This is a genomic window from Nakamurella flava (genome assembly GCF_005298075.1).
Lineage (GTDB): Bacteria > Actinomycetota > Actinomycetes > Mycobacteriales > Nakamurellaceae > Nakamurella > Nakamurella flava.
In genome coordinates, this window is the sequence record NZ_SZZH01000007.1 from 70,198 (window position 1) to 87,208 (window position 17,011).

Below are 17,011 nucleotides of genomic sequence, written 5' to 3' on the forward strand. Positions count from 1 at the left end.
CTCCCACCCCCCCGCGCGACTTGGTAAAGACGGCCGCCTTTTCGTCGCGGAGACGGCGTGTCGGCCCCAGTCGGGCGGCGCCCGGCTCGCCGTCAGGCCGCCACGGGCACGTCGTAGCCGCCGGCGGCGATGTCGACGAGCAGGGTCGGTCCGGTCGGGACCCAGCCGTACCGCTGACGGGTCAAGGTGCTGGTGGCCCGGAAGTCCTGACCGAAGAACATGCCCATCCAGCCGAAATGCGCGGCGGCATCGGCGGGATCGATCGATGCGGTCGGCAGATGCAGGCGCACGGCCAAGGCCTCGGCGATGCTCCGGGCCGAGATGCCCTCCTCGGCGACCGCGTGCGCGACGGACGCCGGGCCGGGCTCCTCGACGGCCATCCGGACGAGCCGGGCGGCGTCCTCTCGGTGCACCGCAGCCCACTGCGAGGTGCCGTCGCCGATGTACCCGCTGACGCCGCGGTCCCGGGCGATCTGGGCGATCGTTCGGATAAACCCGTGGTCGCCGGCGGTGCTGTGGACGCTGGGGGCGAATCGCAGCACCACCGGAGCGATGCCGTGGTCCTCGAGCGAGAGCAGGTACTCCGCGTTCGCCAGGCGCGGGTGTCGCCCTTCGTCGGTGTCGTCCTCGGTGGCCGGGCGGCCGTCGGCGAGGCCGGCGATGCCGGAAGCGATGGCGAGGACCTTGCCGGTGCCCTGCAGGGTGGCGCCGAACGTCTCGATGGCCGAGCGGTCGACCGCGATGGACGTTGCGAAATCGGCGAAGTCGTGAATGAACCCGAGATGGATCACTCCGTCGGCGTCTCCCGCGGCCGCCTGCAGAACGGCGAGGTCGGTCAGACCGCCGCGGACGACGCCCGCCCCGAGAGCGCGAACGGTGGCGGCGGACTGGTCGGAACGGGCCAGCCCGGTGACCTGATGGCCGGCGGCGAGCAACTCGCGGGTGACCGCGGAACCGATCCATCCGGACGCTCCGGTAACGAAATAGTGCATGGCGGCCTCTTCTCGTTGATGTCAGCGACTGACATCGATGACGGTAGCACTCATGTCAGTGACTGTCATGGCCTACGATGCGTGGATGGCGAGATGGGAACCCGGGGCGGCCGGTCGACTGCGGAAGGCCGCCGTCGAGCTGTTCGCCGAGCAGGGCATGGAGGAGACCACGGTCGCCGACATCGCCGCGCGGGCCGGCGTCACCGAGCGGACGTTCTTCCGCCACTTCGCCGACAAGCGCGAGGTGCTCTTCAGTCCCCAGGACGACTTCGCTGCCGTCTTCATCGAGCCCATGCGGCAGGCCCCCGCGGGAGCAACTCCCCTGCAGGTGGTCAGGGCCGGGCTGCAGGGCAGTACGTCGTTCTTCCCCACCGAACGCCGGCCGGGTTCCCGCGTCCGGGCCGGCGTCATCGCCGCTCACCCGGCGCTGCGCGAGCGCGAGTTGCTGAAGATGGACGACCTGGCCGAGCGCATGGCGGCGACGCTGCGGGACCGCGGGGTCGGGGAGCCGGCTGCGACATTGGCCGCCCGTTCCGGCACGGCGGTGTTCTCCGCCGCGTTCGGGGCTTGGCTCGCCGACGGCGAGACCCGTGAGCTCGCTGAGCTTCTCGACGAAGGCCTGGCCGAGCTCAGCGCCCTGCGCTAGCCCGGCGGGTCGGCTAGCTGCTGAACGCGGCGGTCGAACTCCACGTACCCGCGATCGGAAAGCGGCGCACGTCCGTGCCGCGTCGAGCGGTCATCTCGAGGTGGCACAGGCTGATCGAGTACTGCACCGGCTGTTCGCCGGGCCGGCAGGTGATGTTCTCCAGCGGTGCGACCCAGACCGTGCGCAGCACCCAGCCGGGCGCGTTGGCGGGAATGCTGGAGTTGCGGTAGCCGAGGTCCAGGTCCTGGCGCGTGGTCCGCACCAGGGTCACGCGCTTCTGCTTGGTCGTGGTGTCGGTGCAGCCGTACCGGCGGGTCACCGTGCCGGTCGCTCCACCGTCCCACCAGGTGTTCGGGCCTCCGGGCAGGGCGACACCGTTCAGCGTGGCGTCGATCTCGATGCCGCCGCACCCCCGGGCGTAGTCCACGCTGCCGCCCAGGAGAATCTCTCGCCCGGACGAAATGGTGCAGTCGCCCGGGCTCTCGTAGTACGGCTCGGTGCTGACGTCCTCCAGGACGGGCCGATAGGGGGCATTGCCCACCACTAGCCGCACCTGGACCTCGATTCTGGGTGCCGGAGCAGCCGCGGTGGCCGGGAGCGCCCCGGTGAGACCGGCGGCGCAGGCCACCGCGACGGCAAGCAGGGCACGGGCGATCTTCACTGGGTCCCCCCGGACGACAGGCGTCCGGACGGTGTGCGCGGACGGGCCGGGCGAATCGTGTCACCCGACCGCGGATCGTCGATAGCGACCGGCGGAGTGACACCCGCCGCTCGGCTCGCGACTTCGGTTGCACACAGGGTCATCTCGGATCGGCGAGTGGATGACGCAGGCGAGGGCGGGGCCGGCGCTCGGCCGCCGTGTCCGACCGGGCCGCCGACCCCGTCTCGGTGGTCAGTCCGTCGTGTCGTCGGGCCGGTAGACCGAGATGTGCCGGACGGAGCGGTGTTCGAAGCGGTGCCCGTCCCAGTCCTCCCATCGTTCGGTCAGCCGCAGGCCGGCGCACCGCGCCATCAGATCGACCTCGGCCGGGAACGCGTAGCGGCTGATCTCCGGGGTCTTGCGCAGCTCGCCGGACCGCAGATAGGCCTGTCCGATCGCCGCGATCTGGTTCACCCGGTCGACCTGCACGCTGCACAGCAGCAGCGACTCGCGATCCAGGTGCTGGATCATGGTGTCAGTGCCGCCGGGCAGGGAGTGGAACCGGGTCGGCTCGTACAGCTCGACGATCAGCGCACCGTCGTCGCTCAGGTGCCGTCGGGCGTTGCGGAGCACCTCGATCTGCAGGTCCTGGCTCGGCACCATGAACAGGGTGTTCAACGCGATCAGCACGGTGTCATGGGTGCCGCCGCAGTCGACGTCGGTGAAGTCGCCGAGGGTCGTCATGATCGGCAGGTCGGCGGTCTTGGCGGCCAGCTGCTCCAGCATGCGCGGCGAGGCGTCGACCCCGTGCACCTTGATACCCCGCTCGGCCAGAGCCAGGGCGATCCGCCCGGTGCCGATGCCGAATTCGAGGACGGTCCCGGCCGGCGGCGTGCGGTCGGCGACGAACGCGGCCGCGGCGTCCACGTCCGGCGTGACCGGGTAGATGAGGTCATAGATGTCGGCGAGACCGTCGCCGTACAGCGCGGGGTCGAGTTGCATCGCTGGTCTCCTCAGGCTCGGAACGGGACGGCGGCCGGGGGGATGGACCGCTCGGTGCACCCACGGGGCGGGTACTGGAACCAGCAGACCGCCACCGGCTATCGCACCGACTTCACCGCCCTATCCGCGGCGACGGCGCCCAGCACCACCCCGCCGAACCGTTCGAACCGGAACAGCTCGGCCGCGCGGTCGCGGATCTCGTCGGCCGGCACGGTGGCCAACCCGGCGTCCAGCTCCTCCAGCCAGGGCACCGGCCGCCCGGCGGCCAGCCCACCGACGACGGCAGCGGCCAGCCCGGCCGGGGAGTCGGCCACCGACCGCAGCTGCCCGCGGCAGAACTGCCGGGCTCGGGTGATCTCGTCGGCGGAGAACGGGTCGTCGGACAGCGCCCGGCATTCGCCGGCCAGGTCGGACAGCACCGTGCGGACCTGGGTGGGGTCGACCTCGGTCCGCAGGAACACCCGGGGCCGATCGAGCAGGACGTCCCGGCCGAACAGTGGGGTCCACCCGTTCGTCCGGCCACGGCGGACCAGTCGGGAGTCGAACCAGCTGCCGAAGATCGCGGTCGCCAGGTAGGCGGCCGCTTCGTCCGTGCCGGTCCGCGGACCATGGTGCGGGCCGATCCAGGCGGTCAACGCCACGTGGACCCGGTCGGCGCCGGGGACCGGGACCGGGTGGATGCCGGGCGGGCCCGGCGCCCACCGGGGGCCGCCTGCGGCGGGCGCGTGCGGCGGCCGCCGGAGAGCGAGCAGTGCTGCGAACCACCCGGCGGGCAGGTTGGAGCCGGTCGGGCCGGTCAGCACCACAGATCCGGCACCCAGCCCGGCCAGGACGTCACCCGGGTCGACGGCGGCGGCCGGCTCCACCGGTCCGGACCCGAGGGTCAGCACCCGTTGCATGTCGTCGGCCAACCAGGACGGTGATCGGGGCAACGGGACGACACCGGTCGCACCCGGCCGGGAGCCCGACTCGCAGCGCAGGGCGGAGCCGATGGCTTCCAACCAGCCGGGGACGTCGGTGACGGGTCCGGCGGCGGAGAGGGTCAGCCACTGCCCGTCGGTACCGGCCTGCACCGTGGCCGGCAGGACGGAACGCAGGTGGGCGATGGTCTCGTCGACCGCGCCGGGCCGGGCCCAGCCGGTCTCCCCCCACGGCCACCGCGCGGCCAGGTGGACGGGGGCGTCCCGGTCGGGTCGAGCCGCACCCGGTAGCAGGACGACCCGCAGCCCGTTGTCGTCGGTCAGGGTCCGGGTCGGCACCTGGAAGCCGGTGTCGGCGGGCGCCGCTGGAAACCCCGGCGGGTCGGCCGGGCGTGGCCGCGCAGGGGTGGGGCTGGTGACGACGGTCGGGATGGGTCGGGCCGCGGAGGCGGGGCGCAGCTCGATCCCGCCGGCCGGGGCCGCGGCGAGAGCAGCGGCGGCGGCGGCGAAGTCGGACCGGGACACCGCGGCCACCGCGGCGGGCAGCTCATCCACCAGGGTGGGCCGGTCGAACAGCAGCTCAGTCCGCCCCAGGGCCCGGGTGCGTTCGGTGAGATCGTCGGCCGCGCCGAGCAGGTCGTCCCGGGCGGCACGGGCGGCAGCCTGCCGGGCCTCGTCGGGAATGCCATCGGCCGACCAGTCGGAGAGGGTCGTCCGGACGGTCCGCAACCAGCGGGGTCCGGTGTCCCCCCTCGACAGTGGGCCGGTGACCACGAGGACCTCGGGGCCACTGACGTCGAGCGGGCCGAAGAAACCCAGGCCGGTCGACCGGTCGGGATGACGGTGTCCGAGGGCCCGGCAAACGGTGAGAGTGGCCGCGTAGTGGGCGATGTCCTGACCCGTGACGGTGCGATCGGGGAGGACGAGTCCGGCGGCGGCCACACCGGGTATCGGGCCGAGCGGGCCGGTGTCGTACCGCCACTGGTCGGCGGTTCGGCGCGGCCCCGCGGGTGCGGGCGCCGGCGCGGGCGGTCGGCCCGGCAGCTCACCGAAGAACCCGTCGATCACCCTCCGGGTCTCGGCCGGGTCGAAGGCGCCGGAGACGGTGAGCACCGTGTTCGCCGCGGTGTAGTGCTCCCGCAGGAACGCCCGGCAGTCGGACACGCTGGTGCGCAACAGTTGTCGGGGGTCGCCGTAGCCGTCGTGGGCGTCGGCGAAGTCGTCGAACAGCACCGGCGGGAGCCGCGGCCACGGCAACCCGCCGTACCGGTGGTCGCCGGTGGCCTGCCGGATCTCGTCGACGACGACGGTCAGTTGGTCGGTCAGCGTGGCGGCGGTGACGACCGGGGCCCGCAGGCGGTCGGCGTCGGCGAACAGCAGGCCCTCGAGCGCGGACGGCGGGGCGACCTGGTGGAACTCGGTGTAGTCCGGGTGGGTGGTGCCGTTGACCAGTCCGCCGACCCGATGGACCGGGGCGCGGAACGCCCCGGCCGGCACCGCGGCGGAGCCCTCGAAGAACAGGTGCTCCACCAGATGGGCCAGGCCCTCCTGGCCGGGGCGCTCGTGGCGGAAGCCCACCCCGACGGTGAGGCCGACGGCCACCCGGCCACGCCGGTGGTCGGGGTCCAGGACGACCCGCAGCCCGTTGGCCAACCGGTACCGCACGGGTGAGGACGTGGTCATGACTGCTCCCGTTCCGGCCGTCCCGCCGCCCCGGCCGACTGGTCGATGAGGAAGGCCAGGAAATCGGCGTACTCGCGCAGGATGTCGGCGCTGCCGTGCGTGTAGGCGCTGAAGTCGTGGACGTGCAGGGTGATCCGCAGGGCCGCGTGTCGGCTCCAGTCGGGGCCGAGGTCCTGCCCGTACCCGGTGAACAGTGCGGTCAGCAGCTCGGGCAGGCCGGTGGACCGGCCCAGCTGCCAGCTCAGTTCGACCAGCTCGCCGACGACCCAGCCGAGGTCCCACGTCCACGGGGCGACCGCGAGATCCTCGCCGGTGAGCAGCACCGGATCGCCGCCGGCCCCACCGGGGACGAGCGAGCCCAGTCCGGGGGCGCCGTGGCAGCGCACCGCCGGGGAGCGGGCGACGTCCGTCGTCCACCGGCGCAGCAGCTCCCATCGGTCGGTGCCCACCACCGCGACGAGCCGGTCCCGCGCCGGCGGGGCGTCACCGATCGCGGCCGCGCCGTCGAGCCAGTGGTGCAGCCGCCGCCAGCCGCGGGGCAGTCGATGCGCGGCTGCCGGGTCGGCGTCCGCCGGGTCGGGCCCGAGCCACGACGCGGGCCCGCTGTCGTGCAGTCGCCGCAGCAGCCGGCCCAGTCCGTGCAGTTCACCGGCCAGTTCGTGACCGCGGTCGGTGTACAGCAGCAGGGAGGCGGCGGCCGCCGGGGCGTCGGCCCGGTACCACCGGGCGGTCCCGTCGGGAGCACCCAGCGCCAGCCGCACCGCCCCCCGGGTCTCCGGGACCGTCAGCGCCAGCAGGGCCGGGTCGGCCGAGCGGGCCGGGTCGGCGAACGGCTCCGGAGCGGCCGCGCCGGGGCGGCGGGTCCAGCGGTAGCCGTGGTCGTCGTCGCCGTCGATCTCGGTCCGCAGTAGCGCGGTGCCGAAGCGGCGGGGCGGGGCGGGGGCGGTGCGGTATTCGGTCATCGGCATCACGCGCTCCGCGGGTAGCGGGTCCGATCGGTCGCATCCGGGCTGCCGGTGAGTTCACTGCGGAGCCGGGCGATCTCGATCAGGCAGTCGGGCACCAGGGCCGGCGCCCACGAGTCGGGCCGGCCGGTGGTGGTGCTGACGCCCGGGCGCGGCGGGACGACCCGGGTGGTGCGCCGGGCGGACAGCGTCCGCACGTGCGACCGGTAGGCCTCGCTGTCCGTGCCGCCGGGGGGCAGCGCGGGCGCGAGCACGACCGGGACGGTGGCGCACTGGGCGGCCAGCAGCGAGGGTGAGTCGGCCAGGCCGAGAGCCAGCCGGGCCGTGTAGTGGAACGTCGCCGGGAAGATCAGGATGGCCTGCGCCCACTCGAGGAAATCGACGTGCCGGGCGGTGGTCTCGCTCTCCGGCCAGGTGTCGTCGAGCACCCGGCCGGTGACTCGGCCGTGCAGGGCGGCCGGTCGCACGAACCGGTGGGCCCCGCGGGTGAGCACGATGTCGACCGTCAGCTCGGGGCGGTATGTTCGCAGCCACGTGGCCCAGAACGGGAGGTCCCCGGTGGCGACGGACCCGGTCGCCACCAACAGCAGGCGGTCGACACCCAGGTCCGGTCCGTCGGTCCCGACGTCACCGGCGATCACGGGGCCACCTCCCGCACCAGGGTCTCCAGTTCCCGCAGCGCCGCACCGGCGCCCTCGGTCTGGCAGACGCCGCTGACGTTGAGCACGACCTCGTCGACCCCGGCGTCGACGTAGGCGCGGACCTTCTTGACCAGCCCGTCCAGGTCGTCGAACAGAAATCCGTCGCCGTCGACCAGCCGGCGGGCCGAACCGGCCGGGTCGGTCGGGTCGATGGGAATGCCGGCCCGGCCCAGCATGTCGACGTAGTGCGGGAGCCGCAGGTGCGCGGAATTGCTGGCCAGCACGATGGTGGCCAGGTCCCGGTCGGCTCGCCGGATCGCGATCGGCACCATGGCGGCGACCCGGGGAGCGGGGCGGCCGGCGCGAGCGGCCCCGGCCCGCAGCGCCGGGAGCAGCGTGTCCCGCAGGTGCGCGGCCGGGGCCAGCCAGGTGATGGCGACGTCGGCCACCTCGCCGGCCAGTCCGGCCATCCCGGACCGCAGCACCCCGACCCCGACCTCCACCGGCGGTGCGGGGAGCGGGGCCAGTCCCGTGTCGCAGTGGACGTAGTCGCCCCTGCCCGGCCCGCCGCCCCCGTCGAGCACCGAGCGGACCGTCGTGAGGTACTCCCGGGTGGCGGTCAGCTGGCTGACGTAGGGGCGCCCGAGCACGGATTGCTGGAACGAGCGGGCGCCCGGCCCGAAACCGGCGACGTACGGGTGCCCGGTGACGGCGGCCAGGGTGCGGGCCTGCAGTGCCGCCTCCACCGGGTGCCGCATCGGCATCAGCGTCACCCCGGTCGCGCACGGCACCCGGAAACCGCCCCCGGCGACGGCCGCGAAGCTGACGGCCGGGTCGACCGCCAGGGTCTGGCCCTGCCACAGCCGTCGCGCGGCGGTCCACTGCACCAGGGCCGCGTACGGCAGGAGCTGTTCGGCCCGCAGGGGGGCCACCGGGGCCAGGATCGAGATGTCGGACATGTGCGGTCTCCTCGGGTGACGGCCGGCGCGAGGCCGGGCGGGTGCGGGGATGCGGGTCGGCGTCAGGCCAGGGCGAGCGGTGCGTCGCGGTCCAGTAGCAGCTGCCCGTTGACCAGTGCCGCGTAGGGAGCGCAGTCGCGCACCAGGTCGTCGTGGGTGCCCTGGGCGACGACACGACCCTCGTCCAGCACGATGACGTGGTCGGCTTCGCGGACGGTCGACATCCGGTGGGCCACCACCAGGACGGCCCGGTCGGCGGCCAGATCGCGGACGGTGCTGCGCAGGCGGGCCTCGGTGATGCTGTCCAGCTGCGACGTCGGCTCGTCCAGCAGCACGAGATCCGGTTGGTGCAAGAGCATCCGGGCCAGGGCGAGCCGCTGGCGCTGACCGCCCGACAGGTCGCTTCCGGCGCCGATGACGGCGTCCAGCCCGTCCGGCAGGGCCCGCACGACGTCCCCGAGGTCGACGCGGTCGAGGACGTCGAACAGGGCGGTGTCGGCGGGACCGGTGGAGTCCGCGGGCAGGCCGAGGGTCAGGTTGGAACGGATGGTGCCCCGGAGCAGGGTGAAACGCTGGTCGACGTAACCGATCCGGGACCGCAGGTCGGCCAGCGACCAGTCGGCGCGGTCCCGTCCGAGCACCTGCACCTGACCCTGGTCGGCGGTCAGGAAGCCCTCGACCAGTCCGAGTACGGTCGACTTCCCCGCGCCGGACAGGCCGACCAGCGAGGTCAGGCCCCGCTCCGGCACCTGCAGGTCGACCCCGCGCAGGACGGGGTCGGTGTCGTAGGCGAACTCCACGTCCCGCAGCCGGACGGCCGCCGGTGAAGGGGAGGGCACCGGTGCGGCGACCGTCGGGCGGGTGGGGTGGGGCCGGTCCTCGGCGGGGAGGGCGAACACCTCGTTGAACCGGTCCCGGGCGGCCAGACCCTGCTGGAGGGTGGCGATCCCGCCGACCGCGGTCATCAGCGGTGCGGCGAGCTGCAGCAGGTACATCAGGAAGGCGACGAACTCGGCCAGGGTCAGCGAGCCGTCGACCAGTCGCACCCCGCCGCCGATCAGGACGCTGACCAGGGCGATCTGCTGGCCGAGGTTGAGTACCGGGCCGAGCAGGCTCTCGTAGCGGGCGACGCTGACCTCGACGCGGCGGACCTCCTCGACGTCGTCGGACAGGTCGCGCAGAACGGCGGGCTCGGCGCGGTAGGCCTTGACGACGGGCAGGGCGTCCAGCGCCCCGACGAACTTCTCGGCCAAGCCGCCGATGACGCCCTGCAGGTGCAGGTACCGGCGCTTGAGTGCCATTACCAGCAGCCCGACGCCGGCGAACGCCAACCCGACCGAGGCGATGGTGATCAGCAGCAGGACCCAGTCGAGGAGGGCCATGATGACGATCGTGCCCAGCAGGACCAGGACGGCCAGCGGCAGCTGCAGCGGGCCCACGTCGATCGCCCGCTTGACGTTCATCGCGTCTGCGGTCAGCCGGGTCGACAGGTCACCGGCCCCCAGGCGTTGGGTGTCGCGCACCTCCGCCGCCAGGGTGTGCTCGATGGTGCGGCGTCGCAGCCGCAGCAGCATGTTCTGGGCGGTGCGGGCCAGCAGGTAGGCCGAGAGGGCACCGGCCAGGGTCGCGGCGAGGCCGATGAGAATGAGGACGAGGCCCCAGGTCCCGGCTTCGCCGGACTGCAGGGCGGTGATCAGCCGCGCGGCCACCATCGGCAAGGCCAGGGTGGCGCCGGTGGAGAACAGGGCCAGCACGGCCACGGTGATCACCGACAGGCGGGCGCCGTGGGCGAGCTCGGGCAGGATGCGGAAGCGGGCGTCGGGGTTCCGGCCCGGTGACGACGGCGTGACGGTGGCCATGGCTGTTTCCTTCGTTCGCGGGAGTGGTGGGGTCCTACGGGCGGGCCGGGCCGGGCCGGGCGGCGAGTGTGCCGCCGGACCCGGCCCGGCCGGTCACCCGGTCAGCACCCCTCCTGCACTGTTGCCCGGCTCGCCAGGTAGCTGACGGTGAAGGCGCAGAAGGTGGTGGTGGCCGCGGGGGCCTGGCTGCCGGCGTCCAGGTCGAGCGCTGCGGTGTCGGACCAGACGCGGTACCCGGCAACGAGATCGCTGATGTCGCCGGCTTTTCCGGTCCTTTCGGTGTCGTTCACGGCGTGTCCTTTCCGAGGTGTCCGGGTCCGGCCGCTCAGCAGCCGTCCTCGACGGTCGCGCGGCTGAACATGTAGCTGACCGTGAAGGCGCAGAAGGTGGTGGTGGCCGCGGGCGCCTGGCTGCCGGCGTCCAGGTCGAGCGCTGCGGTGTCGGACCAGACGCGGTACCCGGCGACCAGATCGCTGATCTGGCCAGCTTTGTCGCCATCGCCGGCGGGGGTGGGTTCGGGACGGGCGGAGACGGTCATCGGGCTCTTCCTCAGCATCCGGTGGTGATGGTGGCGATCCCGGCGCCGCTGCCGGCGGCGCACTTCCACGAGCTGATCGCCGTGGCGATGCAGACGGGGGAGGTGCTGGCGGCGGGCGCCGGGCTGGTGGCGTCGACGTTCAGCTCGCTCAGCTCGGTGTAGGCCGAGTAGCCCTCGACGAGATCGAGGATGGTGTCGGTCTTGTGCTGCATGTCGTTCTCCTTCGGTGGTGGTCGCACGGGGTGTGCGGCCGCTTCGGGTGGGTCGACTGCGGGGTACTGCGGGGCCGACCGACTGGGTCGGAAGCAGGGCAGGCGTCCGGATCACCTGCCCTGGAACCAGCCCAGGTCGCGGCGGCGGGCCGGTCAGGTCGCCGGTTCCGGCGGGCTGTCGGCGTTACGGTGCGGGGTGGTGATGTCGATGTTGGCCGCGGCGAAGCGTTCGGCCAGGATGTCGCCGAGCGGGCGGTCACCGTCGCGGGCGTCGAGCAGGGACTCGACGAGGACGTGCGCGCGGTGCTGGCCGAAGCTGAGGCCGGCGTATTCCGGGCGCGGGTCGGCCGGTTCCCAGGCGACGCCGACCCCGGGGCGGATGGCCCGCCCGAAGGCCGGGGTCGCGGCCCCGACCCCGGGGAGCCCGGTGACCCGGTCGGCGATGGCCGGGACGTGGTGCCGATCGCGGTGGTCCAGGTAGACGACCAGCGCGTCGTGCCGGGGATACAGGGCGGGGGCGGACAGCACCTTGGCCCGGTACCGCACGGCGGAGTCCTGCAGCAGGGCCAGCATGTCGGACCAGACGGGCAGCGCGGTGGTCGCGGAGGTCAGGTGCACGTAGACGCGGAGCAGCGGGCCGGCGGGATCAGGCGACCGGGTGCCGTCGACGACGAAGAATCCGGGGGACAGCTGCGCCCGGTGGCTGGGCACGGTGACGCTGACGGCGTCGCCGGCCGGTCCGCGTGGGGGTTCGTCGGGGGCCACCGGGGCGGGCCGGGCCATCCGCACCCGCACGCCGTCCCGCTCGACCACGAGCGTCGAGCCGTCGGACGTGACGACCGGTAGCCGGACGGTGCGCACCGGGTGGGGCACGGCGAGCCGGAGCTGGTCCTCGAACGCGAGATCCCGGGCGTGGTAGGGCGGGTCGGGTGCATCCGCCGGGCGTCCGGCGTGCAGCACCTCGTAGGCCGCGCCGGCCAACTGCTTGCGCAGTTCCAGGGCGCTCTCGGCCACGGTCCGGCGGGCTCCGGCGGTGACCGAACGGTCCCGGACGGCGCGGCCGTCGATGAAGGCGCGGGTGCCGTCGGGCGAGAGGGTGATGCGATCGAGGACGGCGGCCACGGCGGGCCGGACGCCCGGGTGGGGGCGGGTGAGGGTGGTGGTCACGTCAGCTCCTTGAGTCCGAGGGCACCGACGAAGCGGTCGGGGTGCAGCAGGGCGGTGCGGCCGATGCCGGCGGCGGCGCGTTCGATCCCGGTGATGCGGGCCAGCCGGGCGCTGCTGGCCAGCAGCCGGTCCATGGTGTGCCAGCCGGCGAAAGCGGTTGCCCGGACGGCGAAGTCGGCGTCCAGATCGGGACGGGTGCGGCGGTAGCCGCGGGCGAACGCCTCGACGAACGGGATCAGCCGCTGCAGGTTGTCCACGCCCCGCCGCAGGATCTCGGCGTGCGTCAGATCGGTGACGATGGGCCGCTGGCCGCCCCGGGTGGTGACGATGTCCAGGACCGATCGGTAGAGCCACTCGCCGGCGTAGGCGCCGACGTCCCGGGCGGCGTCGCCCCGGCGGAACTCCTCCCAGTCGACCAGCAGCACCCGCAGGTGGCCTTCCGGGGTGGTGTCGACCAGCACCTGGTCGAGCCGGAAGTCGGCGTGGATGGGTACGCGGGGGGCGGCGTCCTCCACGCGGACGAGCCGGTCGATCGCGGCGTGCAGTTCGGGGTCGCTCTGCAGCAGTCGCCAGGCCTGCAGCTCGCCGAAGCTCGCGGCCTCGAACATGGCGGCCGGCAGGGCCTCCAGCAGTTCGGGGGACGGGAACCGCAGCGGCGCGTCCTCCAACTCGGCCAGGTCGGCGGCCGGCACCCGGGCGCCGTGCACGGTGGCCAGGGCGGTGCCGATGTGGTCGGCCAGCTCGGCGGAGAACGTCTCGTCGACCACGTGCCGGGCGGCGGCCACCGCGTCGGGGACGGCCCGGAGGACGAGGATGCCGGCGGTCGGGTCGGCGTGCAGCAGGGCCGGCGCGGGCCAGTGGTCCGGTGTGAAGGCCCGTTCGCTGAACCGTTGGAAGGCCAGCAGACGGGCCATCCGCCGGGGGATGTCGCCGGGCGGGCCGAGCAGGCGCTTGACGAAGAGGCGCTCGTCGCGGTCGGTGCGGCCGATCCAGACGGCGTTCCGGCCGGCCGGGGAGGTCGTCTCGGCGGGCAGCAGCCGCCCCCAGCCGTGGTCCTGCAGGAGGGCGACGACGTCCGGGTGACCGTCCAGGTCGATGGGGGCCGGCCGGTCGTCGGGTGGGGGTGGGGCGGATCGGACTGCGAGGGTGCGGGTCATCGGGGCTCCAGGCGTTCGGCGGCTCGGCCGGCGACGTGCTGACCAGAACCACACTGGGGCCGGGCCACCGCCACCGGTCGGCAGCTGGGGGCGGCAAAAGACCGGCAGTGACGGCACTTTCGCCGGTCGTCGCGAACCGGTCGGCACGCGATAGCCCGGCGATAGCGACCGGCCCTACCGTGATCACCAGTTGCAGCACCGGAAGCCCACCCCGCCGGACCGCCCCGTCCGGCCGTGACGTTTCAAGGAGCCACCATGCGTCGATCCCTGAGCCTGCGCACCGTCCTCGTGCGCGCTGCCACCGCCTCGGTCGCGGCGGTCGGTCTGCTGTTCGTCGAGACGTCGGTCGCCGCCGGGTCGGTGTCCGCCACCGGTGCCGGCGTGTCCGTCGAGCTGGGCGGCGGCCCGGACGACGACCCGCGCGACCCCGACGACACCGACGATCAGGAGGGCGGCGGCCCGCTGCTCGACCCGATCATCGAGCCCCTCCCGCTCGGCGACATGTGGGATTGATCGCCCGAGACCGCGGGGGCGCCGCCACAGGACCCACCCACTGGACCCTGTCCCGCCGTGCTCGCCCGGCCGGCCCCCGACCAGGCCGGTGCGGTCAGTCCGTGGCCGGGGCCAGGGCGGCCAGTTGCGCCTCGACCCGCGCCCGGGCCGAGTCCTGACGCACCTCACCGAAGCGGTCCCGGCTGCGTCGCCACAGCGGCACGGCATCGGCGGACCGGCCCTGCCGGACCCGCACCACCCCCAGCTCCTGCAGGATGATCGCCTCCCCCAACGGATCCCGCAGCGCGACGACGTGGTCCAGCGCCGCGGTCAGGCGGTCGGCCGCGGAGTCGGCGAGACCGTCGGCCAGCTCGGCCAGGCCGACGGCGCGGAGCACCTGGGCGATGGCCCTCCGGTCACCCGTCCCGTCGGCCAGCTCCAGAGCCCGTCGCAGGTCCGCCCGCCCACCGTCGTGGTCGCCGCGCCGCACCCGCTCGCGGCCCTGCAGCATCAGGGTGCGCCACTGGCCGGCCCGATCGCCCTCGGCGGCGAAGTCGGCCAGGGCCTGGGCACAGAGCTCGAAGGCCGCCCGTTCGTCTGCCATCCGTTCGGCCGCCGACGCTCCGGTCGCATCAGCCGTGGTCAGCTCGCCGAACATCAGATGGGCCAGTTCGCGGCGGACCAGGGCCTGGCCCTCACGGTGGCCCAGTTCCTCCAGGTCGCGCAGCGCCGCGGTCAGCTGGCGGCGTCGGGTGCCGGTGTCGTAGCGGTCCCGCAGCCCGCTGTTGGCCACCTCGACCAGCGCCGCCATGCCCAGTCGGTTGCCCGCGTCCTGCACGACCGGGGCGGCGAGATCGTGCAGGTCGGCCAGGTCGGAGAGGTAACCACGACGTTCGAGCAGGATGGCTGACCGGACGACCAGTTCCCAGCAGTGGTCCACCAGGCCGTACCGGACGGCGATCTCGACGACCGGTCGCAACGCGTTGCGTTCGCTCTCCAGCCAGGCCACCGGGTCGGCGAGGAGTTGCTCGACGAACCGGGCCGGCGGGTCCCAGCGCCGGGCGGGACCGGCGATCTGCAGGTGGTCGCCACCGAGCAGGCGACGGTTGGCCTCGGCGAGCAGCGTCAACCAGCCACCGCAGAACCGCTCGACCGCCGCCCGCCGGTCGGCGTCGGTGGTCAGCTCGGCCAGTTTCTCCCGCGCGAACACCCGCACCAGTTCCTGGAACCGGTGGACGGTCTCACCGGCGGCGTCCACCCCGACGACGTCCAGCAGGTGGACGTCGACCAGCGGTTCGGTCAGGTCCGACGGGAACGGCCGGTCGTCGTCGACGAGGGCCGCCGCCGCCCAGGCCGGGATGGTGGGGCCTTCCAGCAGCCCGAGCAGGGCGAAGGTGCGCGCGGCGGTGGGGTCGAAACCGTCGTAGGCCAGGGCCATCCCGGCTCGCAGCGTCAGGTCGCCATGGCTCAGCTCGTCCAGCCGGCGGCGCTCGTCGGCCAGTCGGTTGACCAGGCCGGCGAGCGGCCAGTGGGTCCGGGCGTTGAGCCGGGCCGCGACGATGCGCAGCGCCAGGGGGAGCCGGCCGGTGGCGTGGGCCAGGGCGAGCGCGGCCTCCGGTTCGTTGTCGACCCGGTCCCGCCCCAGGGTCTGGGCGAGCAGCCGCAGCGCCGTGGGGACCGTGAGCACGTCGAGTTCGATGCACGACGAGCCGGGCAGGCCGGTGAGCCGGGCCCGTGAGGTCACCAGGACACCGCATCCGGCCGACCCCGGCAGCAGCGGCAGCACCTGCGACTCGGTCGCGGCGTCGTCGAGGACGATGAGTACCCGGCGATCGGCCAGCAGGCCCCGGAACATCGCGGCCCGTTCGTCCTCGTCCACCGGGACGACCGGGTTGGGGACGCCCAACGCCCGCAGGAACCGCCGCAGCACCTCGGCCGGGGCGACCGGTGCCTGCTGGGTCGCGCGCAGGTCGCAGTAGAGCTGACCGTCGGGGAAGTGGGTGTCGGCCAGCTGGTGGGCCACCTCGACCGCGGTCGCGCTCTTGCCGACCCCCGGCCGCCCGAGCAGCACGGCCACCCCGACGGAGTCGACCCGGTCGAGCAGGGCGCCGCGGGTGGCGGCGATCGTCTCCTCACGGCCGACGAAATCCGCGGTTGCGGTGGGGAGCTGGAACGCGGTCGGCCCGGAACCACCGCGGTCCGCCGGGCCCGGCGTCCGGTCCTCGCCCTGGTCCGCGGGGGCGGGTTCGGTCACCGCGCCGGGGACGGCCGCCCCGGTGATGTGCTGGTCGTCGGGCGTTCCGGTGAGCGCGGCCGAGCCGGTCAGGACGGCCTGTTCGGCGGCGCGCAACTCGGGTCCCGGTTCCAGTCCGAGATCGTCGGCCAGGCGCCGCCGGGCCGTGCGGTAGACCTCGAGCGCCTCGGTCTGCCGGCCCGACCGGTACAGCGCGATCATCAGCCGGGCCTGCAGGGCCTCCCGCAGCGGGTGCGCCTGCACCAGGGCGGTGATCTCGGGGACGAGCCGGTCGTGCCGACCGAGGGCCAACTCGATCCGCAGCCGGGTCTCGACCGCGGAGATCCGCTCCTCCTCCAGTCGGGTGGCCGTTCCGCGCAGGGCGTCGCTGTCGATCCCGGCCAGCGCCGGGCCCCGCCACCAGGCGTCGGCGGCCCGCAGGAGATCGGCGGCCTCGGCGTCCTGCCCCTCCATGATCAGCCGTTCGGCGGTCCGGACCTGGGTCTCGAACCGCCGCACGTCGATGCCGTCGGCGGGGGCGTCAAGGCGGTAACCGGGGGACTGGGTGACGACGCGCGCGCCGGTGGGTTCCAGCAGCCGTCGCAACCGGGACAGGCAGATCTGGATCTGGGTGCGGGCGGTGTCGGGTGGGTCGCCGCCCCAGACGGTCTCGATGAGGTGATCGGTCGACACCACCCGGTTGATCGACAACGCCAACGCGGCGAGCACGATCTGCTGGCGGCCGGGCGGCACCCGGATCTCCCCGTCGGGAGCACCGACCTGGAGCGGTCCGAGCAGCGAGAACGTGGTCGCTGCCGCTGGAGCGCCCGGAGCGGTGATCGGAGACCCCCCTCGTCCTCGGACCGGCACGGATGGTCCAACGGTTCGCTGCGTCACCGGCGGTG

At 74.0% G+C, this 17,011-nt stretch carries 16 protein-coding genes; 2 read left to right on the plus strand and 14 right to left on the minus strand.

Translation table 11 applies throughout. The features are described from left to right. Positions 1 to 92 precede the first annotated feature (92 nt). Positions 93 to 992, minus strand: a complete 900-nt coding sequence (locus tag FDO65_RS20545) for an SDR family oxidoreductase (protein ID WP_137451621.1) — start codon at positions 990 to 992, stop codon at positions 93 to 95. 85 nt (positions 993 to 1,077) lie between these two features. Between FDO65_RS20545 and FDO65_RS20550 the strand changes: the two genes are divergently transcribed. Next, positions 1,078 to 1,638 carry a TetR/AcrR family transcriptional regulator gene (locus FDO65_RS20550; protein ID WP_137451622.1) on the plus strand — a complete coding sequence of 187 codons (561 nt, stop codon included), beginning with the start codon at positions 1,078 to 1,080 and terminating at the stop codon, positions 1,636 to 1,638. 13 nt (positions 1,639 to 1,651) lie between these two features. On the opposite strand, the gene FDO65_RS20555 is transcribed toward FDO65_RS20550, so the two are convergent. From FDO65_RS20555 to lxmK, 12 genes are all read right to left on the minus strand, one after another. Further along, the gene (locus tag FDO65_RS20555; protein ID WP_137451623.1) at positions 1,652 to 2,299 is read right to left on the minus strand and encodes a hypothetical protein; all 648 of its coding nucleotides are present in this window, start codon (positions 2,297 to 2,299) and stop codon (positions 1,652 to 1,654) included. A gap of 231 nt (positions 2,300 to 2,530) precedes the next feature. Continuing rightward, positions 2,531 to 3,280 carry a class I SAM-dependent methyltransferase gene (locus FDO65_RS20560; RefSeq protein ID WP_137451624.1) on the minus strand — a complete coding sequence of 250 codons (750 nt, stop codon included), beginning with the start codon at positions 3,278 to 3,280 and terminating at the stop codon, positions 2,531 to 2,533. Positions 3,281 to 3,378: 98 nt separating this feature from the next. Then, positions 3,379 to 5,883: a M16 family metallopeptidase gene (locus FDO65_RS20565; protein WP_166442321.1), complete on the minus strand. Its 2,505-nt coding sequence runs from the start codon at positions 5,881 to 5,883 to the stop codon at positions 3,379 to 3,381. Beyond that, complete coding sequence (locus FDO65_RS22355) at positions 5,880 to 6,851, minus strand: hypothetical protein (protein ID WP_166442322.1); 972 nt, start codon at positions 6,849 to 6,851, stop codon at positions 5,880 to 5,882. The genes FDO65_RS20565 and FDO65_RS22355 overlap by 4 nt, the downstream gene beginning before the upstream one ends. Continuing rightward, on the minus strand, positions 6,851 to 7,489 hold the full coding sequence (locus FDO65_RS20570; RefSeq protein ID WP_137451626.1) for a flavoprotein: 639 nt from the start codon (positions 7,487 to 7,489) through the stop codon (positions 6,851 to 6,853). Before FDO65_RS20570 ends, FDO65_RS22355 begins: the two co-directional genes overlap by 1 nt. After that, the gene (locus tag FDO65_RS20575) at positions 7,486 to 8,448 is read right to left on the minus strand and encodes an LLM class flavin-dependent oxidoreductase (protein ID WP_137451627.1); all 963 of its coding nucleotides are present in this window, start codon (positions 8,446 to 8,448) and stop codon (positions 7,486 to 7,488) included. The genes FDO65_RS20570 and FDO65_RS20575 overlap by 4 nt, the downstream gene beginning before the upstream one ends. Positions 8,449 to 8,510: 62 nt before the next feature. After that, a complete protein-coding gene (locus FDO65_RS20580; RefSeq protein ID WP_137451628.1) occupies positions 8,511 to 10,307 on the minus strand; it encodes an ABC transporter ATP-binding protein in 1,797 nt (598 codons plus the stop codon). A gap of 101 nt (positions 10,308 to 10,408) precedes the next feature. Then, positions 10,409 to 10,597 carry a hypothetical protein gene (locus tag FDO65_RS20585; RefSeq protein WP_137451629.1) on the minus strand — a complete coding sequence of 63 codons (189 nt, stop codon included), beginning with the start codon at positions 10,595 to 10,597 and terminating at the stop codon, positions 10,409 to 10,411. Between the two features lie 35 nt (positions 10,598 to 10,632). Continuing rightward, on the minus strand, positions 10,633 to 10,845 hold the full coding sequence (locus tag FDO65_RS20590; protein ID WP_137451630.1) for a hypothetical protein: 213 nt from the start codon (positions 10,843 to 10,845) through the stop codon (positions 10,633 to 10,635). Between the two features lie 11 nt (positions 10,846 to 10,856). Next, positions 10,857 to 11,057, minus strand: a complete 201-nt coding sequence (locus tag FDO65_RS20595; protein ID WP_137451631.1) for an LxmA leader domain family RiPP — start codon at positions 11,055 to 11,057, stop codon at positions 10,857 to 10,859. Between the two features lie 153 nt (positions 11,058 to 11,210). Next, a complete protein-coding gene (locus tag FDO65_RS20600; RefSeq protein WP_137451632.1) occupies positions 11,211 to 12,224 on the minus strand; it encodes a T3SS effector HopA1 family protein in 1,014 nt (337 codons plus the stop codon). Then, positions 12,221 to 13,381, minus strand: a complete 1,161-nt coding sequence (gene lxmK / locus FDO65_RS20605; RefSeq protein WP_137451633.1) for a class V lanthionine synthetase subunit LxmK — start codon at positions 13,379 to 13,381, stop codon at positions 12,221 to 12,223. Before lxmK ends, FDO65_RS20600 begins: the two co-directional genes overlap by 4 nt. 255 nt (positions 13,382 to 13,636) lie before the next feature. Here lxmK and FDO65_RS20610 point away from each other — a divergent pair, with 255 nt between their 5' ends. Further along, positions 13,637 to 13,894: a hypothetical protein gene (locus tag FDO65_RS20610; RefSeq protein WP_137451634.1), complete on the plus strand. Its 258-nt coding sequence runs from the start codon at positions 13,637 to 13,639 to the stop codon at positions 13,892 to 13,894. 94 nt (positions 13,895 to 13,988) lie between these two features. Here the strand turns inward: FDO65_RS20610 and FDO65_RS20615 are convergent, their stop codons facing one another. Beyond that, entirely contained in the window at positions 13,989 to 16,859 is a 2,871-nt protein-coding gene (locus tag FDO65_RS20615; RefSeq protein ID WP_205850216.1) for an AfsR/SARP family transcriptional regulator, read from the minus strand. Between the last annotated feature and the right edge of the window lie 152 nt (positions 16,860 to 17,011).

What these genes read in the sequence shown, in the direction of transcription:
- FDO65_RS20545 (WP_137451621.1), bottom strand. Translation starts at nt 992, where the DNA reads ATGCACTATTTCGTTACCGGAGCGTCCGGATGGATCGGTTCCGCGGTC.
- FDO65_RS20550 (WP_137451622.1), top strand. Translation starts at nt 1,078, where the DNA reads ATGGCGAGATGGGAACCCGGGGCGGCCGGTCGACTGCGGAAGGCCGCC.
- FDO65_RS20560 (WP_137451624.1), bottom strand. Translation starts at nt 3,280, where the DNA reads ATGCAACTCGACCCCGCGCTGTACGGCGACGGTCTCGCCGACATCTAT.
- FDO65_RS20565 (WP_166442321.1), bottom strand. Translation starts at nt 5,883, where the DNA reads ATGACCACGTCCTCACCCGTGCGGTACCGGTTGGCCAACGGGCTGCGG.
- FDO65_RS22355 (WP_166442322.1), bottom strand. Translation starts at nt 6,851, where the DNA reads ATGCCGATGACCGAATACCGCACCGCCCCCGCCCCGCCCCGCCGCTTC.
- FDO65_RS20575 (WP_137451627.1), bottom strand. Translation starts at nt 8,448, where the DNA reads ATGTCCGACATCTCGATCCTGGCCCCGGTGGCCCCCCTGCGGGCCGAA.
- FDO65_RS20580 (WP_137451628.1), bottom strand. Translation starts at nt 10,307, where the DNA reads ATGGCCACCGTCACGCCGTCGTCACCGGGCCGGAACCCCGACGCCCGC.
- FDO65_RS20590 (WP_137451630.1), bottom strand. Translation starts at nt 10,845, where the DNA reads ATGACCGTCTCCGCCCGTCCCGAACCCACCCCCGCCGGCGATGGCGAC.
- FDO65_RS20595 (WP_137451631.1), bottom strand. Translation starts at nt 11,057, where the DNA reads ATGCAGCACAAGACCGACACCATCCTCGATCTCGTCGAGGGCTACTCG.
- lxmK (WP_137451633.1), bottom strand. Translation starts at nt 13,381, where the DNA reads ATGACCCGCACCCTCGCAGTCCGATCCGCCCCACCCCCACCCGACGAC.
- FDO65_RS20610 (WP_137451634.1), top strand. Translation starts at nt 13,637, where the DNA reads ATGCGTCGATCCCTGAGCCTGCGCACCGTCCTCGTGCGCGCTGCCACC.